The sequence below is a fragment of the Rhizobium sp. CFBP 13726 genome (genome assembly GCF_014841925.1).
Taxonomy (GTDB): domain Bacteria; phylum Pseudomonadota; class Alphaproteobacteria; order Rhizobiales; family Rhizobiaceae; genus Neorhizobium; species Neorhizobium soli.
The window spans coordinates 442,412-465,503 of the sequence record NZ_JACYUU010000001.1; the positions used below are offsets into that span (position 1 = coordinate 442,412).

The following is a 23,092-nucleotide window of genomic DNA, read 5'->3' on the forward strand; positions in this document are numbered from 1 at the left end:
CGCCTATTCCGGTCTCGAATCGGGATAGGACCGCGAAAGACCTTGCAATCGGCAACGTTCCGAAATAATCAGGCCGGACCGGAGAGGTGGCCGAGTGGTCGAAGGCGCTCCCCTGCTAAGGGAGTATACGGCAAAACCGTATCGTGGGTTCGAATCCCATCCTCTCCGCCATTCCCAAACTTCAAAATCCAAATCGATTTGCGATCCTAGAATCGCTGTTGCGCGCGTAGTTCGCTGAACCTTGCGCGAAGCCTAAGTGGCTGCTTTCCAATGTGTTTCTTAACGATGTGTAAACTTTTAACGGTCGCCCGAGGTGCTTTTGTGCTCTTTCGGCAACACGGGTTTGTGAAGCAGGTGGGTAGAAGGTGCGGATGGCCAGTTCGCGATTGCATGCGCGGCCTGCATTTGTAATTTGAACCACGGAAGCGCGGCGGTGGTTCGTCCGTTTTCAAAGTCCCGGGGACGGGCAGGGAACGCTGGCCTTTAGCAAAAGACCCATCCCCATATGAAACTTTGACTGGAGGTCAAATATGAACATCAAGAGCCTTCTTCTCGGCTCCGCTGCAGCTCTCGCAGCAGTTTCCGGCGCCCAGGCTGCTGACGCGATCGTCGCTGCTGAGCCGGAGCCAATGGAATACGTTCGCGTTTGCGACGCTTTCGGCACAGGTTACTTCTACATCCCGGGCACGGAAACCTGCCTCAAGGTTGGTGGTTACGTTCGTTTCGACGCTAAGTACAACGACGCATACCGCCTCGACCGCGAAGGTTCGTACACCAACACTCGCGCTCACATCTCGCTCGACACCGCTTCGGACACCGAATGGGGCGCTCTGAAGACCAAGATCGTAGCTCGTTTCGACTACAACCCGCATCATCCGCAGTTCGGCTACGAAGAAAACACTCGTACACGTCTGAACCAGGCTTACATCACCTGGGGCGGCTTCCTGGTCGGTCTCGCTGACTCGCAGTACTCGCAGTTCTCGGGTTACGCTGGCGACGTCATCAACGATGACGTGATCTCCTACGGTCCTTTCGAACTCAACCAGGTTTCCTACACCTTCGACGCTGGCAACGGCTTCAAGGTTGTTGCTTCGCTTGAAGACGACGGCACCAACGACAACGACATCCCAGGCGGCGCAAGCGACTGGCCGGATGCAGTTCTCGGCGCTAAGTACGACAACGGCACGTTCGCTGCTTCGCTCGTCGGCGGTTACGACGAATCGCAGGAAGAAGGCGCTGTAAAGGGCCGTATCTCCGGCAAGTTCGGCGCATTCTCGGCCTTCCTCATGGGCGGCTGGAACTCGGACGGCGACGGCACCAACAAGTACGCACCAGGCACGAACTACGGCGACGCAGTCGTTGGTTGGGGTGACTGGGCTGTTTGGGGTGGCGCTGGCTACAAGTTCACCGACAAGGTTGCTGCTAACGTACAGGTTGGCTACACCGACTCCGAAGTTCTTGCTGCTACGGCAAACGTCAAGTGGACCCCAGTTTCGGGCCTCCTGATCCAGCCAGAAGTTTCGTACACGAGCGTCGACAACGCGCAGATGGACGACGATCAGTGGACCGGTATGGTTCGCCTTCAGCGCACGTTCTAATCCTTACCCAAGGATTGTTTGACGGAAGGCCCGGCTCACGCCGGGCCTTTTGTCGTTTGGGGCGACGAAACTGCCGGCTGTTTCTGTCGCCATCGGTCGCGGCCGTCTGGTGATTCTCTCCCGCAACTGAGGTGGTCACCAGTTCCTCGACGCGTCGCGGAACGCTGATTCCCGGCCCGTTTATTAAGTGTTGGTTAACGCTCGAAACCAATGCGATGAAACGTTGCAACACTTTTGCAAATAAACACCAAAAACGCGCATCGAAGCTTGTGATTTACTTGTCACAATTGGGAAGGTCTCGTAGCTTCGGGACATGAAGCGCGTCGGTTCGTCGCCGTTTCTTGAGTCGCGGGGAGGGGCAGATGTGCTGGCTCCAGCAAGCTACTCACCCCTTTTGAAACTTTGACTGGAGGTCAAATATGAACATCAAGAGCCTTCTTCTCGGCTCCGCTGCAGCTCTCGCAGCAGTTTCCGGTGCCCAGGCCGCTGACGCTATCGTCGCTGCTGAGCCGGAGCCAATGGAATACGTTCGCGTTTGCGACGCTTTCGGCACGGGTTACTTCTACATCCCAGGCACGGAAACCTGCCTCAAGATCGGTGGTTACGTTCGTTTCGACGCAGGCTATGCTGATGCCTACACGCCAAACAGCGATGGCCTGTACACCAACAGCCGCGCGCACATCTCGCTCGACACAGCTTCCGACACCGAATGGGGTGCACTGAAGACCCGTATCGTCGCTCGTTTCGACTACAACCCGCACAACTCGGCCGCTGGTTTCGAAGAAAACACGCGCACGCGTCTGATCGAAGCCAACATCACTTGGGGTGGCTTCCTGGTTGGTCTTGCTGACTCGCAGTATTCGTCGTTCTCTGGCTACGCTGGCGACGTCATCAACGATGACGTGATCTCCTACGGCCCGTTCGAACTGAACCAGGTTACCTACACCTTTGACGGTGGCAACGGCTTCAAGGCTGTAGTCTCGCTCGAAGACGACGGCACCAACGACAACGACATCCCAGGCGGCGCAAGCGATTGGCCGGATGCAGTTGCCGGTATCAAGTACGACAGCGGCACGTTCGCTGCTTCGCTCGTCGGTGGTTACGACGAGTCGCAGGAAGAAGGCGCAATCAAGGCGCGCATCTCCGGCACCTTCGGCGCATTCTCGGCCTTCCTTCTCGGTGGCTGGAACACAGACGGCGACACCACCAACAAGTACGCGCCTGGCGACAGCGTCGGCACGAGCTGGGGTGACTGGGCTGTTTGGGGTGGCGCAGGCTACAAGTTCACCGACAAGGTTGCTGCAAACGTACAGCTTTCCTACACGGACAACGAAACCTTCGCAGCAACTGGTAACGTTCAGTGGACCCCGGTTTCCGGCCTCCTGATCCAGCCAGAAATCTCCTACACCAGCTGGGATGCAATCGACGAAGACCAGTTCGCTGGTATGGTTCGCCTTCAGCGCACGTTCTGATCCTTTAAAAGGATTTGGTTTTACGAAAGGCCCGGCTTCTGCCGGGCCTTTTGCGTTTCGGCGTTTGATTCGGGCGGTCGCTTGATGATTCGCTGCAACGCAGCATCGTCCGCTCTTCAGCGATTTAGAACACACGAACAAACTGATGAATGCTTGCAACACCGACCGGTTCGATTGAGGCGCTAATGGACACAACAGTGCCGATTTCGTTGCCGCAAAGTTGATCGACGACTAGCGTCTCGGCAGCCGACCACGCGACTCGGGGTGATTCCTGCTTCCATGGACGACCTTGTTTTACGACATGCATTGTTTCATCTGCGTTTGTTTGGAGATTACAAAATGAACATCAAGAGCCTTCTTCTTGGCTCCGCTGCTGCCCTCGCAGCAGTCTCCGGCGCTCAGGCCGCCGACGCCATCGTCGCCGCCGAACCGGAACCCATGGAATACGTCCGCGTCTGCGACGCGTTCGGCACCGGCTACTTCTACATTCCAGGCACCGAAACCTGCCTCAAGGTCGGCGGTCGCGTCCGTTTTGATGCCGCTTATGGCAGCGCTTACAGCCCGGAAGCCGATGGTCTCTACACCAACAGCCGCGCAGAGCTCTATCTCAGCACCGCTTCGGACACCGAAATGGGCACGCTGAAGACCAACCTCACGGCGCGCTTCGACTACGATCCGCATAACCCGTCTTACGGCTACGAAGAAAATACCCGTACGCGCCTGATGGTTGCGACGATCGAACTCGGCGGCTTTGCGGTCGGCCTGCAGGATTCGCTCTATGAATCCTTCATCGATTACGCCGGTAACGTCGACAGCGACGACGTCATCAATTACGGCCCGAGCGAAGTCAACATGGTTGCCTACACCTACAAGGGTGGCAACGGCTTCTCGGCATTCGCCGCTCTCGAAGACGACGGCCAGAACGACAACGACACCGCCGGTGGCGCCAGCGACTGGCCGAATGTTGCCGCTGGTCTGAAATACGACACAGGCAATTTCATGGTTGGCGTAACCGGTGGTTACGACGAATCGGCTGAAGAAGGTGCCGTCAAGGCACGTGTCGGCGGCAAGTTCGGCGCTTTCACCGCCTTCCTCATGGGTGGCTGGAACAGCGACGGCGACAGCTTCAACTCCTATGCACCCGAAATCATTGATGGCTTCGGCTGGGGTGACTGGGCCGTCTGGGGTGGTGCCGGTTACGAGTTCAACGAAGACCTTGCTGCCAACATGCAGGTTTCCTACTCTGATAGCGACGTCCTTTCGGCTGTCGCCAACCTGCAGTGGACGCCGATCCAGGGCTTCCTGATCCAGCCGGAAATTGCCTACACCAAGTGGAACAACGCCACGCTCGACGACGAAGCATGGTCGGGTCTCTTGCGCTTCCAGCGCACATTCTGATTTCTGCGATCAAACGCGAAAGGCCCGGCATTGCCGGGCCTTTTTGCATTTTGGGGTGTGATCAGACGAACCGGGCGTTGGAAGATAAGATTATCGGCGCCCCAACCGCAGGTCTGTCACGATATCCGACGTCTGTCCGAGCCTGACTTTGTATACCTGGTAGTTCTCCATTACCCGCTGCACATAGTTGCGCGTTTCGGGGAAGGGGATGCGCTCGATCCAGTCGACGACTTCGTCGATCGGCTTGCCGCGAGGGTCGCCGTAGCGGGCAATCCACTCGTTCACCCGTTTCGGCCCCGCATTGTAGGCGATGAATGTCATGATGTAGGAGCCGCCGAACGTCTCGATCTGCTCTCCCAGATAATGGGCGCCGAGCGTCGCGTTATAGCCGGCATCGCTGGTCAATCGGTCGGCCTTGAAGGCCAGCCCGTGGCGCCTCGCCACGCCCTGGGCGGTCGTCGGCAGGATTTGCAGCAGCCCGCGGGCGTTGGCCGGTGACACGGCTGTCGGATTGAACGCGCTTTCCTGACGGGCGATCGCGTAGGCAAGCGCCTTGCCGGACCCCTCGATATTGGCAGCCGTCGGAATGACGCCGAGCGGATAGGCAAGCGCTGCAACGTCGATGCCCCGCGAAAAGGCACTCTTGCCGATCGAGAGCGACAGCGCATGGTCGCCCTGCGCTTCGGCGCGTGACGAAAGCAGCGCGAGTTCACCGGGGCTTGTCAGCTCTTCGCCAAGTGCCTTGTAAAGCGCTGCCGACCGGCGATCGTGGCCGGCGGCGTCCAGTCTTGCTATAGCCCGAACGGCCTCGCGGTTTTCGAACATCTGCCGGTCGGCTGCCGATGGCGTCGGATAACTGACATCGAGCGTCCGCGTGCCCAGCCTTGCGGCGGCGAGCTGGCCATAGAATGTGCCGGGGAACCGGGCAGCGCGGCTGTAGAATTCCGATGAGGAACCCGGTCCGCCAGCTTCCGCGGCGCGTCCGAGCCAGTAGAGCGCGCGCGATGCCGAGAGCGGACGGCTCGAGGCGGCAAGAATCCTCGAGAAATGCTTTTCGGCTGTGGCCGGATCGTTGAGCGCCCGCAGCGCGTACCAGCCCGCATGGAATTCCGCATCCACCTTGTCGGTGGAGAGAGCCGCCATTGGGTCGGACACCGTCCGGTAGGCCAGCCTGACATCGCCGAGATCGGCGAGCCCGCGGGCAACGATTCGCTGCTCGTTCCACCATTCGCTGGTGTTGATCAGACGGCCCGCTTCGCGCGGAGCCTTTGCAAGAAGCGCTGCGGCCTCCTGGTACTTGTCCTGGCGGCGCAGATATTCGATCCGCACGAACAGGGTAGCCGGATCGCTTGCCAGCGAACGGTCAATTGCCTCGATCGCCGGTCCTGCCGTCTTTGCGTTGACGATGACGGCGTTCCACGCCTTGTAGAGCGATTGCGAACCGCCGAGCTCGGCAAAGCGCTTCGCCTGCGCGCCGCGGCTGCGGTACATCAGGTAATCCATCCGCGCCCGGTGATCCGCAGGCGAAAGAAGCGCAGAAAACTCGGCAAGGATCCGGTCTTCCATCGGCTTGTCCAGCGGCTCGGATGCCCAGATGTTTTTCAGGATGCGCCCGGCATCGGCATGTTTGCCGCTTGCCACCAACGCCCTCGATAGAATGACGGCACCTTCCGGCGTTTCCGGTTTCGTCGTGCCGAAAGCGGCAAGCACCTGGGCCGGCGTCGGGTTTTCGCGGTAGAGCGCGCGTTCGGACTGCGCCCGCAGGGTGGAAAGCCCCGGCCATCCGACGAGCCTGCGCTGCGCAGCGGCAATTTCGCTCGAAGGAATACCGCGGGCGCCCGAGGTGGCAATCGCCCAGGTCAGGATCTTTTCGTCGAGCGAGCCTTCCGGCAGGCTGTCGCGCATGGCGATCGCCTGTGAGGCATCGTTGTCGGAGAGTGCATCGAGACCGGCCTTGAGAGCAGGGGCGGGAGCGGGCGTCGCAAGCGGCCGGTTCATCCTGGGGATTGCGCCGGTAATGTCAGGCACGGGAACCAGCGCCGGAGTGGCCGGTGGTGTTGTCGGTGGCGCAGGGACGGGCGTCGGAACGGTGGTGAAGCCCTGGATTGCAGCGGGAGCGTCCGGCCTCACGAATGGGAGCGGTGCGACGCCTGCATTGGAACCTGGAGGTGCAGCGTAAGCCGGCAGGACCGCGACGCTGATTGACAGCGCTGCCCAGAGCGTCTTGAGGATTACAACGGGTTTGCTCATCCGGCAACTCGCGACGACGATGTTTCAGACCCCTTATTAGCTGCTGACAAGCTTAACAAAACCTTACCACAGCGGTCACGATCGCGCGAATTCTTAAGTGGGATTTACGCTGAAAACCCATGTACTTCCGCTTGTCGCCGCCCGGTCGCCGATTTATGGTGCCCAGCCTTATAGTCGCGGATTACGGCCGAAGCATGGATTGTACCATGCCCTTCGGCCTTTGGGAGTTTTGCATGTTCAAGGGATCGATCCCCGCTCTCGTCACCCCCTTCACCACCGACGGCGCGGTGGACGAGGATGCTTTCGCCGCGCATGTGGAGTGGACGATCTCGGAAGGCAGTTCCGGTCTGGTCCCGGTCGGTACGACCGGCGAATCTCCGACGCTCTCGCACGACGAACACAAGCGGGTCGTTGAACTGTGCGTCGAGGCCGCCCGCGGCCGCGTCCCTGTCATCGCCGGCGCCGGGTCCAACAACACCCGCGAAGCGATCGAGCTTGCCCAGCATGCGCAGACCGCGGGTGCCGATGCGCTTCTGGTGGTCACACCCTATTACAACAAGCCGACCCAGAAGGGCCTGATCGCGCATTTTTCCGCGGTCGCCGAAGCAACCGATCTGCCGATCATCATCTACAACATTCCCGGCCGGTCGGTCATCGACATGACCCCGGAAACGATGGGTTTCCTTACCAAGGCCTACAAGAACATCGTCGGCGTCAAGGATGCGACCGGCAAGATCGAGCGCGTCTCCGAACAGCGCATCACCTGCGGGTCGGAATTTGTGCAGCTGTCCGGCGAGGATGCGACGGCACTTGGCTTCAACGCCCATGGTGGCGTTGGCTGCATCTCGGTGACGGCCAATGTCGCGCCGCGGCTTTGTGCCGAGTTCCAGGCCGCCACGCTTGCCGGCGATTATGCCAAGGCACTCGAGTATCAGGATCGCCTGATGCCGCTCCACAAGGCGATCTTCATGGAGCCCGGCGTCTGCGGTTCGAAATACGGACTTTACAAGGTCCGCGGCCTGAACCGCGCTGTCCGCTCTCCGCTGATGTCGACGCTGGAACCGGCGACGGAAGCTGCCATTGATGCAGCACTGCGTCATGCGGGTATCCTGAACTGAAGCCGCAGCGCTTCACTTTTGCTGCCTGGCGCATTACATAGAAATCGAACCCCGCTCATCGCCCATGGGCGGGGATTGTGTTTCAGATGAAGGGCGACGGAAGATTTCAATGGCCCCCAAAGGCAGCCAGCGCACGGTGAACAAGATTGTCGCGGAAAACCGCAAGGCCCGCTTCAATTACGAGATCCTCGATACCTACGAAGCCGGCATCATGCTGACCGGCACCGAGGTCAAGTCGCTGCGTGACGGCAAGGCAAATATCGCCGAGTCCTACGCCTCCGACGAAGGCAATGAAATCTGGCTGATCAACAGCCATCTTCCGGAATATCTGCAGGCCAACCGCTTCAACCATGAGCCGCGCCGTCGCCGGAAGCTGCTTTTGTCGAAGCGCGAGATTTCCCGCCTGCGTGTCGGTATCAACCGCGAAGGCATGACGCTGGTGCCGTTGAAGATCTACTTCAATGAAAAGGGTCGCGCGAAACTCGAACTGGCGCTCGCCAAGGGCAAGAAGCTGCACGACAAGCGCGAGACCGAGAAGGAACGCGACTGGAACCGCGAGAAGTCGCGGCTTTTCAAGGCCGGTTGAGGCTGACCCGTCGGGCGTCGCGTTAAGCGCGTGCTCGAGCGAGCTGGAGAACCCTCACGGCGGAACAAAACCACACATCGCCCGTTTCAGCTCGTTATTTTGGGGCAAGTGGGCGATGACGAAAAAGCAGATCTTTACCTACATCACGATTGTCATCGGCTTCGGCGCCGCCGGCTACCTTCTGTACCATACGTTCCGCGAATACTCGCTCAGCGACATTGTCCAGTCCGTCCGGGATATCCCGACCTATAATCTCGTCATGGCGGGCCTGTTTGCCGCCGGGTCCTATGTCTGCCTGTCTGGCTTCGATTGGGCCGGCGTGCGCTACGTGAAGAACGACCTCTCCTATCCCAAGATCGGCCTTGCCTCCTTCATCGCGCTGTCGATCGGTCAGAGTGTCGGCCTGTCGGGTCTCAGCAGTGGCGCGCTGCGCTATCGCTACTATCATCACTGGGGCATGAGCACCGAGGACGTTGCCAAGATCGTCCTGTTTTCCGGTGTCACTGTCGGCATCGGCATGGCCGTTCTGTCGGGTATCGTGATGATCATCAATCCGAAGGATGCCGCAACAGTCCTGCGGCTGTCGGAGGCGATGGTCATGGGGATCGGTTTTGCCTGCCTCGCCGTGACGGGTGTATATCTCATCCTCGCGGCAACGGTGCGCGCGCCTTTGAAGATCCGCTCCTGGAGCTTTGAGATGCCGACGCTCAGGATCGCCATCGCACAGGTGGTGATCGGCACGATTAATTTCGCGCTCGTATCCGCCTGTCTGCGCGAAGTCATGGCAGCGAGCGCCGATGTCAGCTACCTGAAGGCCGCGACCGCGTTCGTGCTCGCCAATCTGGCAATCCTCATTACCCATGCGCCGGGTGGCCTTGGAGTCCTCGAGGCAACCGTTCGCCACGTGATGGGCGATCAGGCGTCGATCGGTTCGCTTGTCGCGTTCCGAGTGATCTACTTCTTCATTCCGTTCTTTATCGGGCTTCCCCTGGCCCTGATCGTCGAGGGCGTGTTTCGTGCACGAAAGCGCAGCGCCGGGCAGGGGGCGTCATCTTCGGTGACGCCGGAGCCGCATTCGGCCTAGTCGTTTTCCCCAACAAAAAAAGGCGCCGTCGAACGGCGCCTTTTTTCTTTCCGGGGATGATCTCAGCCTTCGGCCGGTTCGGGAGCAGGCTCCGTCGGCCGTGGTGCGCGTTCCGATGGATCGCGGCCCACTTCGGCTTTCAGTGTCATCAGATCGATGAAATGATCGGCCTGCCGGCGCAGGTCGTCGGCGATCATCGGCGGCTGCGTCTGCATCGTCGAAACGACCGAGACCTTGCGACCGCGGCGCTGCAGCGCTTCGACAAGATTGGTGAAGTCGCCATCGCCCGAAAACAGCACGAGATGATCAACGGTCTCGGCCTGTTCCATCGCATCGATCGCGAGCTCGATATCCATGTTGCCCTTGATTTTGCGGCGGCCAAGCGAATCCGTGAACTCCTTGGCGGGCTTTGTCACAACCTTGTAGCCGTTGTAATCCAGCCAGTCGATCAGCGGCCTGATCGACGAATATTCCTGATCCTCGATCAGCGCCGTATAGTAATAGGCACGCAACAGATAGCCGCGCTTCTGAAAAGCCTTCAGAAGCTTACGGTAATCAATATCGAAACCAAGGCTTTTCGAGGCCGCGTAAAGATTAGCACCGTCGATAAAGAGAGCTATCTTCTCTCTTGGGTCAAACATATGTCTCCATCCCCTTCAAGCTGCTTGACCAAGGACCCGTCAAATGAAAAGTTGAGCCGATCGCTTAGGTATTTATCGGTTAAATTACCAGCTAATCATATAAATGTCATTTATGGTAGGATTCGCTTTTATCCAAGCAACCTTTCGTTGAATCTGGCCAGAGTCATCGCCACCACGGTCGGCGGCATGCGGCAGTCGGCATGAATAAACTTGAATTTCGCCGGCAATGGCTGTATCGGGCGTAGCAATTCCGAAAATAACGACCGCAAAGGACAGGCAATGGCCCGTGTCACAGTAGAAGATTGCATTGACAAAGTCGATAATCGTTTTGAGCTGGTGCTTCTCGCCAGCCACCGTGCCCGCCAGATCTCGCAGGGCGCAGCGATCACCATCGATCGCGACAATGACAAGAACCCGGTCGTCGCACTACGAGAAATCGCCGACGAAACGCTGTCTCCCGACGACCTGAAGGAAGACCTGATCCATTCGCTGCAGAAGCATGTCGAGATCGACGAGCCCGAGCCCGATCCGGCAACCCTGATTGCTGCCGGCAGCACGTCGACAGCCTCTGGCAACGACGAGGAAGACGGCGCTGCGGAAACCGTCAATTTCGACCAGATGTCGGAAGAAGACCTTCTCGCCGGTATCGAAGGCCTCGTGCCGCCAGAAAAGAGCGACGATTACTGATTGATGCATTGTTTGGGCAAGGGACCGTTCATTCTCTCGCCCTAATCTGGCTTGATATCTATGATGGCCGCGCTGATCTGATGGTTGGCGCGCCATTTTTATTTTGTTGGACCCGGTATCGAGGGCATTTCACGGGATGATGAGGCAGTACGAGCTTGTTGAGCGGGTACAGAAGTACAAGCCCGAGGCCAACGAAGCTCTTCTCAACAAGGCCTATGTCTACGCCATGCAAAAGCATGGCCAGCAAAAACGCGCCTCTGGCGATCCCTATATCTCGCATCCGCTCGAAGTGGCTGCCATCCTCACCGACATGCATCTCGACGAGTCGACGATCGCCGTCGCGTTGCTGCACGATACGATTGAGGATACGACAGCGACCCGCGCCGAGATCGATGAACTGTTCGGCGAGGATATCGGTCGTCTCGTCGAAGGTCTGACCAAGCTCAAGCGTCTCGATCTCGTCTCGAAAAAGGCCAAGCAGGCCGAGAACCTGCGCAAGCTGCTGCTGGCGATCTCCGACGACGTGCGCGTCCTGCTGGTCAAGCTTGCCGACCGGCTGCACAACATGCGCACGCTCGACCATATGAAGGCCGAGCAGAAGGCCCGCATTTCCGAAGAGACGATGGATATCTATGCGCCGCTTGCCGGCCGCATGGGCATGCAGGACATGCGCGACGAACTCGAGGACCTGTCTTTCCGCTACATCAACCCGGAAGCCTATGCGACGGTCACCCAGCGGCTGGCCGATCTTTCGGCCCGCAACGAAGGGCTGATCAAGAAGATCGAGGACGAGTTGCGCGATCTTCTCGTCGCCAACGGCCTGCCGGACGCCGCCGTCAAGGGGCGCCAGAAGAAGCCCTATTCCATCTTCCGCAAGATGCAGTCGAAGTCGCTGTCCTTCGAGCAGCTTTCCGACCTCTACGGATTCCGCATCGTCGTCGACGACGTCGCCTGCTGCTACAAGGCGCTCGGCATCGTTCATACCCGCTGGCGCGTCGTGCCGGGCCGCTTCAAGGACTACATCTCCAACCCGAAGCAGAACGACTATCGCTCGATCCACTCGACGATCGTCGGCCCGTCCAGGCAGCGTATCGAATTGCAGATCCGTACCGAGATGATGCAGGAGATTGCCGAATACGGGATCGCCGCGCATGCGCTCTATAAGGACGGCCAGTCGGGTGGTGCCAAGGGCGACGATCTTCTGCCCAAGGAATCGAGCGCCTATTCCTGGCTGCGCCATACGATCGAGTCGCTTGCCGAAGGCGACAATCCGGAAGAATTTCTGGAGCATACCAAGCTCGAACTGTTCCAGGATCAGGTCTTCTGCTTCACGCCCAAGGGCAAGCTGATCGCGCTGCCGCGCGGTGCCACGCCGATCGACTTTGCCTACGCGGTTCATACCAATATCGGCGACACCACGGTTGGCGCCAAGATCAACGGCCGTATCATGCCGCTTGTCACCCGGCTGAACAACGGTGACGAGGTGGAGATCATCCGCTCGGGCGTGCAGGTTCCGCCGGCCGCCTGGGAAGAAATCGTCGTCACCGGCAAGGCCCGCTCGGCCATCCGCCGCGCTACCCGCATGGCGATCCGCAAACAGTATGCCGGCCTCGGCTATCGCATTCTGGAGCGCACCTTCGATCGCGCCGCAAAGACCTTTACCCGCGAGGCGCTGAAGCCTGCTCTGCATCGGCTTGCCCACAAGGATGTCGAGGATGCGATCGCTGCCGTCGGGCGAGGGGAGCTGTCGTCGCTCGACGTGCTGCGCGCCGTCTTCCCTGATTTCAAGGACGAACGCGTTACCGTGAAGCCATCGGCCGATGACGGCTGGTTCAACATGCGCAGCGCGTCCGGCATGATGTTCAAGCTGCCGAACCAGCCAAAGGCACCGCTGGAGGACTCCCAGGCGGCCGTCAATGCCGGCGATGTCGTGGCGTTGAGCCCGGAACCGGTTCCGATCCGCGGTCTTGCCGGCAATATGCAGGTGCGTTTCGCACCGAGCGGCGCCGTGCCCGGAGACCGTATCGTCGGGATCATGGACAAGGGCGAGGCGATCACCATCTATCCGATCCAGGCCCCGATCCTGCAGCACTTCGATGAGGAACCGGAGCGCTGGATCGATGTGCGCTGGGATCTCGACGAGGCCAACAAGTCGCGTTTTCTGGCCCGTATCGACGTCAACACGATCAACGAGCCAGGCACCCTTGCGACGGTCGCGAAGACAATCGGCGGTCTCGACATCAACATCCGATCCTTGTCGATGGCCAGCAATCGCGCCGCCGATTTCTCCGAGATCGCTATGGAAGTCGAAGTCTGGGACGTGCGCCAGCTCAATCAGCTCCTGACGCAGCTGAAGGAACTGGACTGCGTTTCCAACCTGAAGCGTGTCTACGACTAGACCCCAGCCGACCGTCGACGCGGACTGCCTGTTTTGAGTGCGCTCCATTTGGGAGGGTATGCATTCAATGCAGGGCTGGGAGGTAACCCTTGCGTTGGTAAAGCCCGCTGGTTCAGCCTATATCTGCTGCACCGCAACATTTACCGAAAGAGACGTCAGATGTTTACCTCCGTCCGCAAGTTCGCCCGCGTCCTGCGCGGCCCTTCCGTCCAGGAACGCGAAATGGCATACCTCAACGAAGCCTGCGATCGCTTCGATCTCGAGCACCGCGTTCGACAGATCGACCGTGGCATGTTCCGCAAGTCCATCTGAATTCAATGACATGACAGCGGCTCGGCCGTCTGTCGTGCAGTAGATCTATCCGGGGGCCGTGCGCGAAGCGGCCCGATGCCAGCGGCCAATTTTCGCCATCATCTTGGGCTTCCGCTACGAAGACCGTTTCCGAACTGAGATGATGGTTCTCGGATCCTTGACCGGACCGAACCAGAAAGAAGCTGCTTCATGCCCTTTCGGCGCCGCAAAGCCCCGACCTTCCGAGAAAAGCTGTATCGCGCAATATTCCCCCCGAAGGGGTTCCGCCGTGTGCTCGGATATTACCGGCTCAAGATCTTGCGCATCGGCGGTTCGCCGCATGCGGTTGCTGCCGGTCTTGCCATCGGCATGGTCAGCGCCTGGACACCCTTTCTCGGCTTCCACATCCTTTTTGCGATTCCTTTTGCCTGGGTGCTGGGCGGCAGCATGGTCGCTGCGGCGCTTGGCACGGCCTTCGCCAATCCCGTTACTTGTCCCATCATCTGGCCGCTTACGTGGGAAATCGGCCAGTTCATCCTTGGCCGCGCTGGCGGCGGCGAAGCGCGGCCGGTCGATCTAGCGGCGCTGTTTTCCCAGCTCAAGCTATCGGAACTCTGGGACCCGATCCTGGAGCCGATGCTGATCGGCTCGCTGCCTCCCGGACTGTTCTGCGGACTGCTTGTCTATGTCGCGACCTATTTCGGAATCCGCAGTTTTCGCAACAGCCAGACGGAGCGTCGCCTTGCCCGCCGCAGCGAATATCAGCAGGCCTATGAGCGGGAATATCAGCCGGGGAACTTGACGGCGCAGCCGGCAGACCGCAAGTCAGTCGATGCTTGAGAAAGAGGGACTTTGATGATTATCGGCATGGGCAGTGACCTCATCGACATCCGTCGAGTTGAAAAATCCATCGAACGTTTCGGGGAACGGTTCACCCATCGTTGTTTCACCGATATCGAGCGCGCAAAGTCCGATCGTCGGAAGAACCGCGCCGAATCCTATGCTAAGCGGTTCGCCGCCAAGGAAGCCTGCTCCAAGGCTCTCGGCACCGGCCTTGCAAACGGCGTGTTCTGGAAAGACATGGGCGTTGTCAACCTGCCGGGCGGCAAGCCGACCATGGTGTTGACGGGTGGCGCGGGCGAGCGGCTGGCGGAACTGATGCCCGCCGGTCAGGAGCCTTTCATCCACGTCACGATCACCGACGAGTATCCCTATGCGCAGGCCTTCGTGATCATTGAGGCGCGACCGGTGGCCGCTCCGTGAGCGTACCCGAATTTGGCGAAGCGGTGGCCCATTGCCGCCGCTCTGTGAAGACGCTAAAGCATGTCCCGCAAAAGCGCGCAGCGGTTTTGTAGCTACAAGGTGCCACGCAGGAATGACCTGAACGGCGGGCGTGATCTCTCGAAGATTGCGGCACGTTTCACACAGGTAGCCATCCGCCGTGAAGAGAGAGATTGAAATACGTGTCCGATAACGCCGAGACGAAGCCGCAGAATGCCCTTTGGGAAAACATCAAGGTCATCATCCAGGCCTTGCTGCTGGCTATGGTGATCCGCACCGTCCTGTTCCAGCCCTTCACGATTCCGTCCGGCTCGATGATGCCGACGCTCCTGGTCGGCGACTATATATTCGTCAACAAGTTCGCCTACGGGTTCTCGAAGTATTCGATGCCGTTTTCGCCGGACCTGTTTGAAGGCCGTGTCCTTCAGTTCAGCGAGCCGAAGCGCGGCGACGTGATCGTGTTCCGCCTGCCGCAGCAGCCCGAGATCGATTACATCAAGCGCCTGATCGGCCTTCCCGGTGACCGCATCCAGGTTCGCGACGGCGTGCTCTTCGTCAACGGAACCGCTGTACCCAAGCAGGGCGACGGCGCTTTCACATCCGACTACCGCTCCGATCCAGGCACCAACGTTCCAGTCTTCCGCGAGACGCTCGACAACGGCGTGACCTTTGACACGCTCGACCAGTCCCCAAGCTCGCGCGGCGACAACACCCGCGAGTTCGTCGTGCCGGCGGAACACTATTTCTTCATGGGCGACAACCGCGACAACTCGCTCGACAGCCGCTTTGACGAAGGTCCGGGCATGGTTCCGGCCGAAAACCTCGTCGGTCGCGCCAGCGTCATCTTCTTCTCGCTCGGCAACGACACGTCCTTCCGCGAGATCTGGAAATGGCCGTCCAACATGCGTTGGGACCGTCTCTTCAAGGGCGTTCATTGATGAAACCGCTCTCACTCTCGGAAGAAGAACGCGGCCGTCTCGAGACGATAATCGGCCATGTCTTTTCCGAGAAGCAGTGGCTTGACCGGGCGCTGACCCATGCCAGCGTCGGTCTTGCCAAGGATGCCAATTACGAGCGTCTGGAGTTTCTGGGCGACCGTGTGCTCGGGCTCTGCGTTGCCGAACTTCTGTTCACCACCTTCCGGTCCGCACCGGAAGGAGAGCTGTCTGTGCGCCTTAATCAGTTGGTCAGCGCCGAAAGCTGTGCCATTGTTGCAGACGAGATGGAACTGCACCGTTTCATCCGGACCGGCGCCGACGTGAAGAAGATCACCGGGAAGCGGATGATGAACGTCCGCGCCGATGTGGTGGAGAGCTTGATTGCCGCCCTTTATCTGGATGGCGGACTGGAAGCTGCCCGCGGTTTCATTCTGCGTCATTGGAAGGCGCGTGCGACCCGCGCTGATGGCGCCCGCCGCGACGCCAAGACCGAATTGCAGGAATGGGCGCATGCCAAATTCGGCGTGACGCCTTCCTATCGCATTGACGACCGCTCCGGCCCGGATCACGACCCGCGCTTTACCGTGACGGTCGAGATTCCCGGTGTTTCGCCCGAAACGGGCGCCGACCGGTCGAAACGTGCAGCCGAACAGGTGGCTGCCACCAGGATACTCGAACGCGAAGGCGTCTGGCAGAAGACCTCTGCTGAAGACTGATTGGACATCATGATCGAAGACAACACCACCGAAGGCAGAGACGAAGACGTAAACGCCGTTCAGCCGGAAACCTCGTCCGACAAGGCGGCGGCGGAACAGGCTGAAGCCGGTCCGACCCATTCCGGTTTCGTGGCGCTGATCGGCGCGACCAATGCCGGCAAGTCGACGTTGGTCAACCGTCTCGTCGGCGCCAAGGTGTCGATCGTCAGCCACAAGGTGCAGACGACCCGCGCCATCGTTCGTGGCATCGCAATCCACAACAACGCCCAGATCGTCTTCATGGATACGCCCGGCATCTTCAAGCCGCGCCGCAGGCTGGACCGCGCCATGGTGACCACCGCCTGGGGCGGCGCCAAGGATGCCGACATGATCGCGCTCCTGATCGACAGCGAACGCGGCCTGCGCGGCGATGCCGACGCGATCCTCGAGGGTCTGAAGGATGTGCATCAGCCGAAACTGCTGCTTCTGAACAAGATCGATCAGGTCAAGCGAGAGGATCTTCTGGCGCTTGCTGCCGCGGCCAACGAAAAGATCGACTTCGTGCGCACCTTCATGATCTCGGCGACGACCGGTTCCGGTTGCGACGATCTGATGGACTATTTCTCCACGACCCTGCCGGAAGGTCCCTGGTACTACCCGGAGGACCAGATTTCCGACCTGCCGATGCGCCAGCTTGCGGCCGAAATCACCCGCGAGAAGCTCTTTCTAAGGCTCCACCAAGAGCTTCCCTACGCCTCGCATGTCGAGACGGAGAAGTGGGAAGAGCGCAAGGATGGCTCCGTCAGGATCGAACAGGTCATCTATGTCGAGCGCGAAAGCCAGAAGAAGATCGCTCTCGGCAAGAACGGCGACGCCATCAAGGCAATTTCGACAGCGTCGCGCAAGGAACTGACCGAGATCCTTGAACAGCCCGTTCACCTGTTCCTTTTTGTGAAGGTCAGGGAAAATTGGGGAGACGATCCACAACGTTTCCGCGAAATGGGCCTGGAATTCCCGAAAAACTGAATGATTGACCGTTTTTGGCTTGCCGACTCCTTCCGATGCGTTAGCTTGATATCGGGAGAAGGAACTGCTGTGTAATTTCGAATGTTAGTAAATTCGGAAATGCTTAATTGTTATTTCCTAAAATACGCCGACGGGTTACGCTGGTTGTATTGAAGGACTGAGGCGATCTCGGCAAATCGTGGAGGTGGTGCCAGGCATGAGCGATATAAGACGTTTTGATGCCTTCAGTGGTATGGATCTCAGCGATGCGGTTGGGTTCTTCAGCTGGAACGTTCAGGAGAACAAGGTCTACGGCGATCAGGTCTTCGCATTCATCTACGGGGTCCCCTACAGGGACCTCGAGAGCGGCGCGCCGATCGAACAGGTCATCGTCAACGTCGACGATGGCGACAAGCAGCGCGTCGCAAAAGCCCTGCACGAGTCCATCATTTCTGGCAAAAAGTGCCACCAGAGTTATGGGATCACCCATGTGGACGGTCGCCGCGTCACGGTGACAGGGCAGGGACGATGCCTTCGCGACAAGCTCGGCCTGCCGTCGATCTACACAGGTTCCGTTACCGCTGTCGAAGTGGGCAGTGGTGCTCATTCTGGCGATCCACTCAAGACCCATTGTCTCGAGGCTTTGAAAATCGCCAACAGCCGCCGCCACGCGCTTGCGGCCCGCTACCTGTCCTCCGCACTCAACGTGCTGGATGGCGGCAAAAAAGCGTAAAGCATCCATGGTTCGGGCAAATTGCGTCTGCATCCTCCGGTCGTGCACGATGGCTGCAGAATCGCTCCCTTGGACATTCCTGTCAGCCAAAGGTCGCTCGTGATTCGTTACGTAGAGTCCCGTAGCAACTTGTCATCTATCAATGTACGCGATTGCTAACGCGATGGTGATGGTACAACTACGCGTCGTATTGGCATAGGGAGCGTACATGGCACGCGGAACGATCGCTTCTGACGAAGCGGATCAGGATTTCATCAACGCGGTGGGGTTCTACAGCTGGAATGTTGCAGAAAACCGCGTCTATGGTGACGACGTCATCGCCCATGTGTTTGGTCTCTCGATCGAGGACCTGTCGATCGGAATGCCGATCGACGTCCTGGTGCGCTACATCGACGAAGGCGACAAGCAGCGTGTGGCCAGGGCTATCCACATGGCGATCGTCGATGGTGCAGCCTACAATGCCGAATACAGCCTGACCCATCCGGATGGCCATAAGGTTAGCGTTCGCGCGAACGGGCGCTGTCTGCGCGATGTCGATGGGCTGCCTTCGATCTACAGCGGCACTGTCATCGTGCAGCCAGCGCTCGCCGAACCGATCCAGATCAGTGATCCGCTCGAGAGCCACTGCCGGGCAGCGCTGGATCTCGCTTCAGCGCGCGGCCATGCTCTGGCCGCGCGATATCTGTCTTCAGCACTGAACATGCTGACGCCGGATCTCGGCTGAGACGGAGATCTTACTTCTTGCGCTCCATCAGCGCCTTGACCTCTTCGAAGCGACGACGATTTTCGGGTTCCTGCTCACCCGGGCCGTAGCATGTCTTCGAGATGCAGAAGCGCAGCAGCGTGAATGGAGGTCCACCCTTGCCGAACTCGCAATCGATCTCGTTGGTGAAATCGGTCGGCTTGGCGTCCTGGCGGGTCGAATAGGTCAGACGTGCGCCCGGCGGATCGAGTTCCGGGAAGGACTGCACAATGCCGGTCTTGACGTCTGGAATGAGCAGGAAGTTCTTGGCAACCGCGACGCAGGCCTGTTCAAGCTGCGGCGACTGTGCGGCCGCAGGCGTTGGCAAGGCGAGGCCAAAGGGCATCGCGGCAATGATAGCGGTAGCGAGCAGGGCGTTTTTCATGTGATCTCCGGCAGCGTATTGCTCTTGGCTGTTCGGCGGAGAAATCCGCGGCGAAGGCAATTTGTTCCAGCCCGATCGAGAGATAAATCAAGGGAGGCGCGACAGCCACACCTAGACACCGACAGAGCCCGCAAACGGTGCCGGAAAGACGCAGAAACCGATTCAGTCCCAAGAGGTTATACGGTAGAACTGATCAACGCAGACAGGAAGTTCACCTATCGATGCAGTGGCAGGACGAGGCAATCATCATCGGCGTGAAACGCCACGGCGAGACGAGTGTCATCGCCGAACTGATGACGCGCGAACGCGGCCGCCATCTCGGCATCGTCCGTTCCGGCCGCTCGCGCGCGATGCAACCGGTGCTGCAGCCGGGAAACCGCGTGGAGGTGGTCTGGCGCGCGCGTCTCGACGAGCATCTCGGCGAATTCAAGCTCGAACCGCTGCAACTGCGTGCAGCAAAGCTGATGGAAACCGCAACGGCGGTCTACGGTGTCCAGGCGATGGGGGCTTTGCTTCGGCTGCTTCCCGAGCGTGATCCGCATCCGCACCTGTTCGAGGCCCTCGATATCATTCTCGATGCGATGGATGATCCGTGCGATGCGGGCGAACTCTTCGTCCGGTTCGAACTCGCGGTGCTGAACGATCTTGGTTTCGGACTGGATCTTTCGGAATGTGCGGCGACCGGCACACGCAGCGATCTTGTCTATGTGTCGCCGAAGTCCGGTCGCGCCGTGAGCCGCGATGCCGGCGCTCCCTATGCGGACCGCATGCTGGCCCTGCCGGATTTTCTGGGAGAGGGGGCATCCAGGACTGCTGACCGCGACGGCATGGCCGCGGCCTTCCGTCTGACCGGCCATTTCCTATCCCGGCATGTCTATGAACCGCGCGGAATGACCCAGAGTACCGCCCGCGACGGGTTCGTTCAGGCGGCGCTGAAGGCGCTGTCGAAAGCCCCTGACGATCAGACGCCGCAAGGATCAGGTATCATTCCGCCGGCTGCATGACCGGTTGGCGGTTCACCGTCTTTTCGCGAATGGGCCAGTGTACGGCCGCGGCAAACAGGCCGAACACAACGCCGAACCACCAGACCATGTCATAGGAACCGAGCCTGTCGTAAAGCGCGCCGCCCATCCAGACGCCGAGGAACGACCCTACTTGGTGCGACAGGAACACGAAACCGCCGAGCAGGCCCAGATGCCGCGTGCCGAACATGATCGCCACCAGTCCGTTGGTCGGCGGCACCGTGGACAGCCACAAGAGACCCATCACGGCGGCAAAGATGATGACCGAGGTCGGAGACTGCGGCAGAAGCAGGAAGGCCGTGACGGCGATCGAGCGGCCGATATAGATATAGGCGAGCAGATAGGGTTTCGAGTAGCGCTGCCCGATCACGCCGGCGCCAAGCGAGCCGATGATGTTGAAGAAACCGATCAGGGCCATGGCGATCACCGCATACCGAGCCTCGATGCCGATATCGCGAAGATAGGCCGGAAAATGCGCGGTGATGAAAGCTACCTGAAAACCGCAGACGAAAAAGCCCGAGGTCAGCAACAGGTACGACTTGTGCCCGAAGGCTTCCCGCAGTGCCTGCGCCGCGGTCTGCTTGAACTCCGTCTGGTTCTGCGTGCCGGAGCTCGCGTTGCCACGGAGCGGGATGGCAAGCAGCGGAACAGCAAGCATCATCGCCGACATGATCATCAGACTGTCCGACCAGCCGTAGGCCGTGATCAGCGCCTGGCTGAGCGGCGCAAACAGAAACATCCCGGCGGATCCGGCGGCAGTGCCGATCCCGAACGCTAAGGAGCGCTGTTCGGGCGTTACGTTGCGGGCAAAGGCTGACAGGATCGTGCCGAACGAACCGGCGCCGACGGCAAGCCCCACCATCAGACCGCCGGACAGGTGCAGCATCGGAATTGATTGCGCGGACGACATCAGGAACAGTCCGCCCGCATAGAGGAGACCGGACAGGGCGAGCACGCGGCCTGTACCGTATTTGTCCGCTATCGCTCCGAAGATCGGCTGGCCAAGGCCCCAGGCGAGGTTCTGGATCGCCATCGCGAGCCCGAACGTGGTGCGATCCCAGCCACGATCGGACAACATCGGCAACTGGAAGAAGCCCATTGCCGAACGCGGGCCGAAGGTCAGCATCGCAACCAAGGCACCGGCCGTGATGATCAGCCAGGGCATCGATGAGCGCGCGGGGTTGGACATGCTTGCCTCCTGAAATCAGGCATTATCCATAGCCGCGCAGGTGTGAAATGGGAAACGACTTTTCCTGACGCGATGCATCACAACAGCTGATGCGACAAAGCCTTCTCTACAGCGCGCCGGGCGGCTCGATCGGGGGCGGTGGGACTTTGCCAAGCCGCGATTCGCGCCAGAGCGTGAAGGCTCCGGCGCTGATGACGATCGCACACCCGGCCACCATGTTGATGGTCATCATCTCGCCGAACAGCATCACACCGATCAGGCAGACGAGCACCGACTGTACGTAGAACATCGGCTGTACCGCGACGGCATCGACGAGCGAGTAGGCGCGGATCAGCAGATAGTGCCCGGTCATGCCGGTAACGCAAAGCGTCAACATCCAGAACCAGTCGGAAAGCGTGATGTGCGACCAGTAGAACGGACCGACCAGCGTGATCGCCGCAGCACCGGCAATACCCGTGTAGAAAAACGCGGTATCGGCCGTGTCGGTGCGGCTCGCGAGCCGGGTCAGCACCGAGTAGAGCGCAAACATCGTGGTGCCGATCAGCGGGATGACGATCCGGAAATCGAATGTCGCATGCAGCGGATTGATGATCATCAGGATGCCGGCAAAGCCGACGCCGATCGCGGTCCACCGCCGCCAGCCGACCTTCTCGCCGAGCAGGGGCACCGAAAGGCAGGCAACAAGCAGCGGCGTCGCAGCAAAGATCGTATGGGTGGCCGCAAGACCGACCTCGGCAAACGAGAAGATCGACAGCGCGATCTGGAAAACCAGAATTACGCCGCGGGCAATCTGCAGCCACAACCTGTTCGCGGACGCTGCACCTTTGACACCGCCGGACGAGCGACCGGCCACGATGAGCACGAAACCTGCGAAGGCCCAGTAGCGGATCATCGCCACGAAAATGGGAGGATAGGCGCCGCCCAGGTGTTTCGAGATGCCGTCCTGAACCGCGAAGATAATGACAGCAGTCAACGCGAAGAGAAGTCCCGTAGACCGAGATGTCATGATGGTGATCGATTCCAGTGCGGAGCGCGCAAGCGCCGCCGTGACGCCCTACGTTTGTGAGATTGGTGTTCTTGACCGGTTTTGACCTTTGTCAACAAACGCCGATTGGATATGTCTGCCATGCGGTGCCGTCAGAGGGAACCTTCAGACCCGAAAAAGGTATATGAGAAACTGCAAATAGTTCTGGAGACCTCCACTTGAGGTCTTCCCCGTACTGGCGACTGGAACATATGTTCTCAAGGTTGAGTTAGACTTGGGCAAGCAAATCAGGAGAAACGATGCTCACTGGGATGACGGAAGACCAGCGAAACGAATTTCTGGAGCGCATCACCGCGACCACGATTGCAAACCAGGCAATCCTGAAGTGTAGCATCAGCGGTTTTCCTTTGACGGCGGATAATGTTGTCGCCTTCGTTGGCGATTTTCTCGATCCGGAAAACCCGAACCTGCAGGAACTGATCGAAAAGATTGGTCACGCCATCGACGAGGTGCTGGATTGCCAGGGCCAGGCAATGCGCCTGGCGCGGTAAGCTCACGACAGTTCTCAAGTCCGGTAAGGGGACGCGGCCAGAC

At 59.6% G+C, this 23,092-nt stretch carries 23 protein-coding genes and 1 tRNA gene; 19 read left to right on the forward strand and 5 right to left on the reverse strand.

All coding sequences use genetic code 11. The annotated features are described in order from the left end of the window. The first annotated feature begins 80 nt into the window (after nucleotides 1–80). The 4 genes from IFT66_RS02125 to IFT66_RS02140 all read left to right on the forward strand — a co-directional run bounded on the left by IFT66_RS02125 (nucleotide 81) and on the right by IFT66_RS02140 (nucleotide 4,468). Nucleotides 81–171, forward strand: a tRNA-Ser gene (locus tag IFT66_RS02125). 359 nt (nucleotides 172–530) lie between these two features. Further along, nucleotides 531–1,598 carry a porin gene (locus IFT66_RS02130; protein WP_062453399.1) on the forward strand — a complete coding sequence of 356 codons (1,068 nt, stop codon included), beginning with the start codon at nucleotides 531–533 and terminating at the stop codon, nucleotides 1,596–1,598. Nucleotides 1,599–2,017: 419 nt separating this feature from the next. Continuing rightward, on the forward strand, nucleotides 2,018–3,070 hold the full coding sequence (locus tag IFT66_RS02135; protein ID WP_092661800.1) for a porin: 1,053 nt from the start codon (nucleotides 2,018–2,020) through the stop codon (nucleotides 3,068–3,070). 339 nt (nucleotides 3,071–3,409) lie between these two features. Beyond that, nucleotides 3,410–4,468: a porin gene (locus IFT66_RS02140; RefSeq protein WP_192076672.1), complete on the forward strand. Its 1,059-nt coding sequence runs from the start codon at nucleotides 3,410–3,412 to the stop codon at nucleotides 4,466–4,468. Nucleotides 4,469–4,558: 90 nt separating this feature from the next. Here the strand turns inward: IFT66_RS02140 and IFT66_RS02145 are convergent, their stop codons facing one another. Then, nucleotides 4,559–6,718 (reverse strand): lytic transglycosylase domain-containing protein, encoded by a 2,160-nt coding sequence (locus IFT66_RS02145; RefSeq protein ID WP_192076673.1) that lies wholly within the window; start codon nucleotides 6,716–6,718, stop codon nucleotides 4,559–4,561. Nucleotides 6,719–6,951: 233 nt separating this feature from the next. Here IFT66_RS02145 and dapA point away from each other — a divergent pair, with 233 nt between their 5' ends. From dapA to IFT66_RS02160, 3 genes are all read left to right on the forward strand, one after another. Continuing rightward, the gene (gene dapA, locus IFT66_RS02150; protein WP_062453396.1) at nucleotides 6,952–7,836 is read left to right on the forward strand and encodes a 4-hydroxy-tetrahydrodipicolinate synthase; all 885 of its coding nucleotides are present in this window, start codon (nucleotides 6,952–6,954) and stop codon (nucleotides 7,834–7,836) included. 109 nt (nucleotides 7,837–7,945) lie between these two features. Continuing rightward, complete coding sequence (smpB, locus tag IFT66_RS02155; RefSeq protein WP_062453395.1) at nucleotides 7,946–8,422, forward strand: SsrA-binding protein SmpB; 477 nt, start codon at nucleotides 7,946–7,948, stop codon at nucleotides 8,420–8,422. Nucleotides 8,423–8,537: 115 nt separating this feature from the next. Further along, nucleotides 8,538–9,506 (forward strand): lysylphosphatidylglycerol synthase transmembrane domain-containing protein, encoded by a 969-nt coding sequence (locus IFT66_RS02160; RefSeq protein WP_092661804.1) that lies wholly within the window; start codon nucleotides 8,538–8,540, stop codon nucleotides 9,504–9,506. A gap of 62 nt (nucleotides 9,507–9,568) precedes the next feature. Here IFT66_RS02160 and IFT66_RS02165 read toward each other — a convergent pair whose 3' ends face one another. Continuing rightward, nucleotides 9,569–10,147 carry a LabA-like NYN domain-containing protein gene (locus tag IFT66_RS02165; RefSeq protein ID WP_062453393.1) on the reverse strand — a complete coding sequence of 193 codons (579 nt, stop codon included), beginning with the start codon at nucleotides 10,145–10,147 and terminating at the stop codon, nucleotides 9,569–9,571. 279 nt (nucleotides 10,148–10,426) lie between these two features. Here IFT66_RS02165 and rpoZ point away from each other — a divergent pair, with 279 nt between their 5' ends. From rpoZ to IFT66_RS02220, 10 genes are all read left to right on the forward strand, one after another. After that, nucleotides 10,427–10,834, forward strand: coding sequence for a DNA-directed RNA polymerase subunit omega (gene rpoZ, locus IFT66_RS02170; RefSeq protein ID WP_062454756.1), 408 nt, complete (start codon nucleotides 10,427–10,429; stop codon nucleotides 10,832–10,834). A 136-nt stretch (nucleotides 10,835–10,970) separates the two neighbouring features. Continuing rightward, complete coding sequence (locus tag IFT66_RS02175) at nucleotides 10,971–13,232, forward strand: RelA/SpoT family protein (RefSeq protein ID WP_062453392.1); 2,262 nt, start codon at nucleotides 10,971–10,973, stop codon at nucleotides 13,230–13,232. Between the two features lie 159 nt (nucleotides 13,233–13,391). After that, on the forward strand, nucleotides 13,392–13,544 hold the full coding sequence (locus IFT66_RS02180) for a DUF3563 family protein (RefSeq protein ID WP_082471869.1): 153 nt from the start codon (nucleotides 13,392–13,394) through the stop codon (nucleotides 13,542–13,544). Between the two features lie 189 nt (nucleotides 13,545–13,733). After that, complete coding sequence (locus IFT66_RS02185) at nucleotides 13,734–14,363, forward strand: DUF2062 domain-containing protein (protein ID WP_192076674.1); 630 nt, start codon at nucleotides 13,734–13,736, stop codon at nucleotides 14,361–14,363. 15 nt (nucleotides 14,364–14,378) lie between these two features. Beyond that, nucleotides 14,379–14,786 carry a holo-ACP synthase gene (gene acpS, locus IFT66_RS02190; RefSeq protein ID WP_062453390.1) on the forward strand — a complete coding sequence of 136 codons (408 nt, stop codon included), beginning with the start codon at nucleotides 14,379–14,381 and terminating at the stop codon, nucleotides 14,784–14,786. A 200-nt stretch (nucleotides 14,787–14,986) separates the two neighbouring features. Beyond that, entirely contained in the window at nucleotides 14,987–15,742 is a 756-nt protein-coding gene (lepB, locus tag IFT66_RS02200; RefSeq protein WP_062454754.1) for a signal peptidase I, read from the forward strand. Further along, nucleotides 15,742–16,458 carry a ribonuclease III gene (gene rnc, locus IFT66_RS02205; RefSeq protein ID WP_430240771.1) on the forward strand — a complete coding sequence of 239 codons (717 nt, stop codon included), beginning with the start codon at nucleotides 15,742–15,744 and terminating at the stop codon, nucleotides 16,456–16,458. The genes lepB and rnc overlap by 1 nt, the downstream gene beginning before the upstream one ends. Before the next feature lie 9 nt (nucleotides 16,459–16,467). Further along, nucleotides 16,468–17,463, forward strand: coding sequence for a GTPase Era (era, locus tag IFT66_RS02210; protein ID WP_199864771.1), 996 nt, complete (start codon nucleotides 16,468–16,470; stop codon nucleotides 17,461–17,463). Between the two features lie 196 nt (nucleotides 17,464–17,659). Further along, nucleotides 17,660–18,175, forward strand: a complete 516-nt coding sequence (locus IFT66_RS02215; RefSeq protein WP_062453388.1) for a hypothetical protein — start codon at nucleotides 17,660–17,662, stop codon at nucleotides 18,173–18,175. Nucleotides 18,176–18,383: 208 nt separating this feature from the next. Then, nucleotides 18,384–18,899 (forward strand): PAS domain-containing protein, encoded by a 516-nt coding sequence (locus tag IFT66_RS02220; protein ID WP_192076675.1) that lies wholly within the window; start codon nucleotides 18,384–18,386, stop codon nucleotides 18,897–18,899. 10 nt (nucleotides 18,900–18,909) lie between these two features. On the opposite strand, the gene IFT66_RS02225 is transcribed toward IFT66_RS02220, so the two are convergent. After that, nucleotides 18,910–19,302 (reverse strand): hypothetical protein, encoded by a 393-nt coding sequence (locus IFT66_RS02225; protein WP_062453386.1) that lies wholly within the window; start codon nucleotides 19,300–19,302, stop codon nucleotides 18,910–18,912. 221 nt (nucleotides 19,303–19,523) lie between these two features. Here IFT66_RS02225 and recO point away from each other — a divergent pair, with 221 nt between their 5' ends. Beyond that, entirely contained in the window at nucleotides 19,524–20,306 is a 783-nt protein-coding gene (gene recO / locus IFT66_RS02230; RefSeq protein WP_192076676.1) for a DNA repair protein RecO, read from the forward strand. On the opposite strand, the gene IFT66_RS02235 is transcribed toward recO, so the two are convergent. Beyond that, nucleotides 20,287–21,513 carry an MFS transporter gene (locus tag IFT66_RS02235; protein WP_192076677.1) on the reverse strand — a complete coding sequence of 409 codons (1,227 nt, stop codon included), beginning with the start codon at nucleotides 21,511–21,513 and terminating at the stop codon, nucleotides 20,287–20,289. The genes recO and IFT66_RS02235 overlap by 20 nt on opposite strands. Nucleotides 21,514–21,619: 106 nt before the next feature. Next, on the reverse strand, nucleotides 21,620–22,519 hold the full coding sequence (locus IFT66_RS02240; RefSeq protein ID WP_062453384.1) for a DMT family transporter: 900 nt from the start codon (nucleotides 22,517–22,519) through the stop codon (nucleotides 21,620–21,622). Between the two features lie 278 nt (nucleotides 22,520–22,797). Between IFT66_RS02240 and IFT66_RS02245 the strand changes: the two genes are divergently transcribed. Beyond that, nucleotides 22,798–23,049 (forward strand): hypothetical protein, encoded by a 252-nt coding sequence (locus IFT66_RS02245; protein ID WP_139283842.1) that lies wholly within the window; start codon nucleotides 22,798–22,800, stop codon nucleotides 23,047–23,049. Nucleotides 23,050–23,092: the final 43 nt, after the last annotated feature.

What these genes read in the sequence shown, in the direction of transcription:
- IFT66_RS02130 (WP_062453399.1), top strand. Translation starts at nt 531, where the DNA reads ATGAACATCAAGAGCCTTCTTCTCGGCTCCGCTGCAGCTCTCGCAGCA.
- IFT66_RS02135 (WP_092661800.1), top strand. Translation starts at nt 2,018, where the DNA reads ATGAACATCAAGAGCCTTCTTCTCGGCTCCGCTGCAGCTCTCGCAGCA.
- IFT66_RS02140 (WP_192076672.1), top strand. Translation starts at nt 3,410, where the DNA reads ATGAACATCAAGAGCCTTCTTCTTGGCTCCGCTGCTGCCCTCGCAGCA.
- IFT66_RS02145 (WP_192076673.1), bottom strand. Translation starts at nt 6,718, where the DNA reads ATGAGCAAACCCGTTGTAATCCTCAAGACGCTCTGGGCAGCGCTGTCA.
- dapA (WP_062453396.1), top strand. Translation starts at nt 6,952, where the DNA reads ATGTTCAAGGGATCGATCCCCGCTCTCGTCACCCCCTTCACCACCGAC.
- smpB (WP_062453395.1), top strand. Translation starts at nt 7,946, where the DNA reads ATGGCCCCCAAAGGCAGCCAGCGCACGGTGAACAAGATTGTCGCGGAA.
- IFT66_RS02160 (WP_092661804.1), top strand. Translation starts at nt 8,538, where the DNA reads ATGACGAAAAAGCAGATCTTTACCTACATCACGATTGTCATCGGCTTC.
- IFT66_RS02165 (WP_062453393.1), bottom strand. Translation starts at nt 10,147, where the DNA reads ATGTTTGACCCAAGAGAGAAGATAGCTCTCTTTATCGACGGTGCTAAT.
- rpoZ (WP_062454756.1), top strand. Translation starts at nt 10,427, where the DNA reads ATGGCCCGTGTCACAGTAGAAGATTGCATTGACAAAGTCGATAATCGT.
- IFT66_RS02175 (WP_062453392.1), top strand. Translation starts at nt 10,971, where the DNA reads ATGATGAGGCAGTACGAGCTTGTTGAGCGGGTACAGAAGTACAAGCCC.
- IFT66_RS02180 (WP_082471869.1), top strand. Translation starts at nt 13,392, where the DNA reads ATGTTTACCTCCGTCCGCAAGTTCGCCCGCGTCCTGCGCGGCCCTTCC.
- IFT66_RS02185 (WP_192076674.1), top strand. Translation starts at nt 13,734, where the DNA reads ATGCCCTTTCGGCGCCGCAAAGCCCCGACCTTCCGAGAAAAGCTGTAT.
- acpS (WP_062453390.1), top strand. Translation starts at nt 14,379, where the DNA reads ATGATTATCGGCATGGGCAGTGACCTCATCGACATCCGTCGAGTTGAA.
- rnc (WP_430240771.1), top strand. Translation starts at nt 15,742, where the DNA reads ATGAAACCGCTCTCACTCTCGGAAGAAGAACGCGGCCGTCTCGAGACG.
- era (WP_199864771.1), top strand. Translation starts at nt 16,468, where the DNA reads ATGATCGAAGACAACACCACCGAAGGCAGAGACGAAGACGTAAACGCC.
- IFT66_RS02215 (WP_062453388.1), top strand. Translation starts at nt 17,660, where the DNA reads ATGAGCGATATAAGACGTTTTGATGCCTTCAGTGGTATGGATCTCAGC.
- IFT66_RS02220 (WP_192076675.1), top strand. Translation starts at nt 18,384, where the DNA reads ATGGCACGCGGAACGATCGCTTCTGACGAAGCGGATCAGGATTTCATC.
- IFT66_RS02225 (WP_062453386.1), bottom strand. Translation starts at nt 19,302, where the DNA reads ATGAAAAACGCCCTGCTCGCTACCGCTATCATTGCCGCGATGCCCTTT.
- recO (WP_192076676.1), top strand. Translation starts at nt 19,524, where the DNA reads ATGCAGTGGCAGGACGAGGCAATCATCATCGGCGTGAAACGCCACGGC.
- IFT66_RS02235 (WP_192076677.1), bottom strand. Translation starts at nt 21,513, where the DNA reads ATGTCCAACCCCGCGCGCTCATCGATGCCCTGGCTGATCATCACGGCC.
- IFT66_RS02240 (WP_062453384.1), bottom strand. Translation starts at nt 22,519, where the DNA reads ATGACATCTCGGTCTACGGGACTTCTCTTCGCGTTGACTGCTGTCATT.
- IFT66_RS02245 (WP_139283842.1), top strand. Translation starts at nt 22,798, where the DNA reads ATGCTCACTGGGATGACGGAAGACCAGCGAAACGAATTTCTGGAGCGC.